Origin of the sequence: Rhodococcus sp. EPR-134, from assembly GCF_001647205.1 — a bacterium.
Classification (GTDB): Bacteria; Actinomycetota; Actinomycetes; order Mycobacteriales; family Mycobacteriaceae; genus Rhodococcus_F; species Rhodococcus_F qingshengii.
Genome location: NZ_LVCT01000513.1, coordinates 1 through 3528, shown reverse-complemented (window position 1 = coordinate 3528; position 3528 = coordinate 1). Strand labels below are relative to the sequence as shown.

Sequence of the window (3528 nt, the reverse complement as noted above, 5' to 3'; positions counted from 1 at the left end):
CGACCACCTCCGCACGTCGCCGAGGATCGATGATCCCTGCCAAGGCAAGGTCGAACCGCGTCGCCCTCGTCGAAGTAACGGTAACCGGCAGTGACAGAAATCATAAGCAGAGGACAGGATTTCCGCTCGTAGTGGCGACCAAAAAGACTGCGCGCCCTCAACTGGTCAGTTGCGGGCACGCAGTGAAAAGGTGAGCAAGCGTCAGAGCGTTGCAAACACCTTCGTTTTCACTTCGTTCAGCCAACCGTTCGCGGTCACGAAGTCTGTGACGCTCGACTGCAATCCGAAGACGTGCCCGGCCTGCGCCGCCGGCAGCCTCGTGAAGAGGTTGTCGTCGAGGACCGCCTGAACCGCCGCACTGGTCGACCCGTCCGCGTTCAGCGGATACAGCACGACCGTCACGCCGTTCAGGATGTCGGCCAACTGCTCCATCGGATAGGACGCGTATCCGGCATCGGTGTAATTGGTCGGAACACCGGGCCCGTACGCCAATCCGAGTTCGTTGACCACCAAATTGCCGATCGCACCGGTGGGCTGCTGAACCGAGAAAGCGCCGGGCGCGTCTCCGAGTGAAATGTGAATCCACTTGTTGGTCGCGATCACGTCGGCGTACTCGCCACGGACACGTTCGAGATTCTCTTCGTAAGCAGTCCGCGTCGACTCGAGCACGTCGGTCTTGCCAATTGCCTCAGCAAGCTCGGTGGTGATCTTCTTCCAGTCGCCTCGGCTCTCTCCCTTGACGATGACGGTGGGTGCAATGCCGGACAGACGGTCGAACGCCGCTTGGTCCACCTCGTCGGCGTCGCCGACAATGATGTCGGGATCCGCCGCAGCGATCGCTTCGAAGTTCATTTCCCCGAAAGGCCCGATGGTCGGGAGCCCGTCGACGAAGGCCTGCTGCTCCGGCGTGAATTCACTGATCCACTTGCCGTAGTCCTGCACAGCAGCCGGTTTCACTCCGAGGGACATGAGCTGCCAAGGAGTGTCGTACGACGCGGCGACGACGCGCTCAGGTGAAACCGGAACCTCGATGTCCCCGTACGCCGACGCGACGGTCCGGACGTCCGTCTGCTCGGAGTCGGCCGACGACGAGGAACAGCCGGTCACCACCATCGCACCTACGACGGCAACCGCCGCCGCTGCAATGACTCTGGAACCGAAAGAAAATGATCGAATTGCGCGCACGCAGAACTCCTACAGGGTGATTGTTTAGCCAACCCTAAGTTCATTCTGCGGCACGGCACAAGTCCGATCGAGATGCTTTGAGTCGCTGTTCGGACTAGTCCTGTAGCCAATCGGTCATTGGCGCGCGCGGATGATCGATCAGGCTTGCAAACTCCCCCGGTGTCACGCCCATCGTTCGACGAAAAGCCGCACCGAACGCGCTTTCGGAACGAAAACCCGTCTTCCGCGCCACAAACGAGATGCTTCGACCGAGTGCCAGAAGTTGCATCGCGTGATGAGCCCGCAATCGCATACGCCATTCCGAGAAGGTCAATCCGGTCTCGGCCGGAAACCTTCGTGTGAGAGTCCTCGTACTGACCTTCGCGTCGGTGGCCCACTCCTCGACCGATCGGGTGTCGGCCGGGCTGGCGACCAACTGATCTGCGATCTGCCGAAGCCACGGCGTCGTCGGCAGCGGTACATCGAAAATCAGTCGCGGAACAGGTTCGACGAGGTCGATGGCAAACGCCTCGGCTCGTCGACGAGCCGCGTCGGTCAGGTCGTCTCGGGTGAGGTGATCGAGTACTTGTTCGAGCAGCGGAGGGGTGGACAAGGCCACCACACGATCCAACCCGGTCACATCGGATGCCACCAACCACGTGCACGACAATTCTGTGCCGCTGCGCGCTGTCACCTCGTGGGGAACAAAGGACGGGATCCACAGACTGACTCCGCTCGGCACCGTGTACACAGTCTCCGGAGTACGGACCTCGAGAACACCGTCGATCGCCCACAGCAATTCGTGATCGCTGTGGCGGTGCATCTCCCAGGTGTAGTCGGAATCGACGGCCAGCCGATTGGTCGCCAACCGCAAGTACCCGTCGGCACTGACGCGCAGCGGTCGAACGACGCGTTGCCACTCGGACAGTTCGTCGAGCGGACTGCTGAGCGGGTAGTCGATCTGCTCGCTCACCGCAGCGTCGACAGTTCGGGATGTCCGAACAGGCCAGGCAACCCACCGGTGTGCAGGAAGACCGTTTTTGATCCCGCCGTGATGGCTTCGTCCTTCACGAGTTGGATCAATCCCGCAAAGGCTCGGCCGGTGTACGTCGGGTCGAGGAAGATGCCCTCAGTACGAGCCAAACATCGGATCGCGCCGGCTGATGCTTCCGTGAGCGTCGAATATCCTTGTCCAACTTGGTTTCGCAGGATCTGAAGATCTGCGGCTCGCGCGGTCGGACCAGGCATCTCGTCCAACAACCCAGCGACAGTCGACACCGGGTCGGCAACAGCCCCGACGTCGACGCCCACAACTCTGTCGACGCCCAGATGCGCGACAAGGCCTGCCATCGTTCCACCCGATCCGAGTGCAACCACGACGCGATCGACGCCGGCGAGTTGCTGTTCGATCTCGCGTGCGCAGTCCACGTATCCCTGCGCAGCCACCGCGCTGGTACCACCGAAGGGAATGACAAAAGGTACACCGCCCGAGTCCGCGACGGCCTGCACCGCGGCGTCGAGCGCGGATGCCGTGTCCCCACCGGCCCAGACGATCTCAGCGCCCGCGAGTGCATCCAGAACGAGATTTCCCTGCGCGGATTCCGGCTCGGCACCACCGAGCACCAGCACACAACGCAATCCCAAACGGGCTGCTGCCGACGCAGTCAAGCGAGCGTGATTGCTTTGCGGTGCACCGGTAGTGATCAGAGTCGTCGCGCCGACGGCCAAAGCCTGAGCGCAGGTGTACTGCAGCTTTCGGATCTTGTTGCCGCCGCCGCCCAGGCCGGTGACGTCGTCACGTTTGATCCACAGATCTTCCGGCCCCAATCCGAGTGCCTGCGCGCAACGCGCCAGAGGTTCGACGGGCGTCGGCCAACTGCCCAAGCTGATCGGCGGAACGGCGGAACTCAACATTTGACGAGTCTAGTTCGACCGTGCACCTACAGGCTGGGCTCGCATACAGTCGGGACATGGGAACTTTCACGACGACCACACGTGATGTACCGCTGACCGTCAGCCGACCGGATTCGCCGAGTGAACCGAGACATGCGGTAGTAGTTCTCCAAGAAGCGTGGGGCGTGAACCAACACATCGAGAGCATCCTCGAACGCCTCGCCGATGCCGGCTACCTTGCCGTCGCCCCGCATCTCTACCACCGCGGCGCACAGACCTCCTTCACCGACTTCCCGTCCGCGAAGGATGCGCTCATGGCACTCGACAGCACAAGCATCGGCCACGACGTACGTGCCGCCGTCGACTACAGCCGATCCGAGGGAGCAGACAAAGTCGGCTCCCTCGGATTCTGCATGGGCGGCACCGCATCCCTGTGGTGTGCCGCCGTACCCCTCGTCGATTCCGCTGTCA

4 protein-coding genes are annotated in these 3528 nt (G+C 62.1%); 1 reads left to right on the top strand and 3 read right to left on the bottom strand.

From position 1 onward, the window contains the following. Positions 1-201: 201 nt before the first annotated feature. The 3 genes from A2J01_RS23535 to A2J01_RS23525 form a co-directional block, all read right to left on the bottom strand. A complete protein-coding gene (locus tag A2J01_RS23535) occupies positions 202-1185 on the bottom strand; it encodes an ABC transporter substrate-binding protein (protein WP_030536016.1) in 984 nt (327 codons plus the stop codon). A 94-nt stretch (positions 1186-1279) separates the two neighbouring features. Next, positions 1280-2137 carry a helix-turn-helix transcriptional regulator gene (locus tag A2J01_RS23530; protein ID WP_050655982.1) on the bottom strand — a complete coding sequence of 286 codons (858 nt, stop codon included), beginning with the start codon at positions 2135-2137 and terminating at the stop codon, positions 1280-1282. Continuing rightward, positions 2134-3078 carry a D-cysteine desulfhydrase family protein gene (locus A2J01_RS23525; RefSeq protein WP_054187490.1) on the bottom strand — a complete coding sequence of 315 codons (945 nt, stop codon included), beginning with the start codon at positions 3076-3078 and terminating at the stop codon, positions 2134-2136. The genes A2J01_RS23530 and A2J01_RS23525 overlap by 4 nt, the downstream gene beginning before the upstream one ends. Before the next feature lie 56 nt (positions 3079-3134). Between A2J01_RS23525 and A2J01_RS23520 the strand changes: the two genes are divergently transcribed. Then, positions 3135-3528 (top strand): dienelactone hydrolase family protein (locus tag A2J01_RS23520; RefSeq protein WP_197494281.1); only part of this gene is annotated, 394 nt, incomplete at its 3' end.

Excerpts from the sequence above, each read along its gene's own strand:
- A2J01_RS23525 (WP_054187490.1), bottom strand. The coding sequence starts at position 3,078 with ATGTTGAGTTCCGCCGTTCCGCCGATCAGCTTGGGCAGTTGGCCGACG.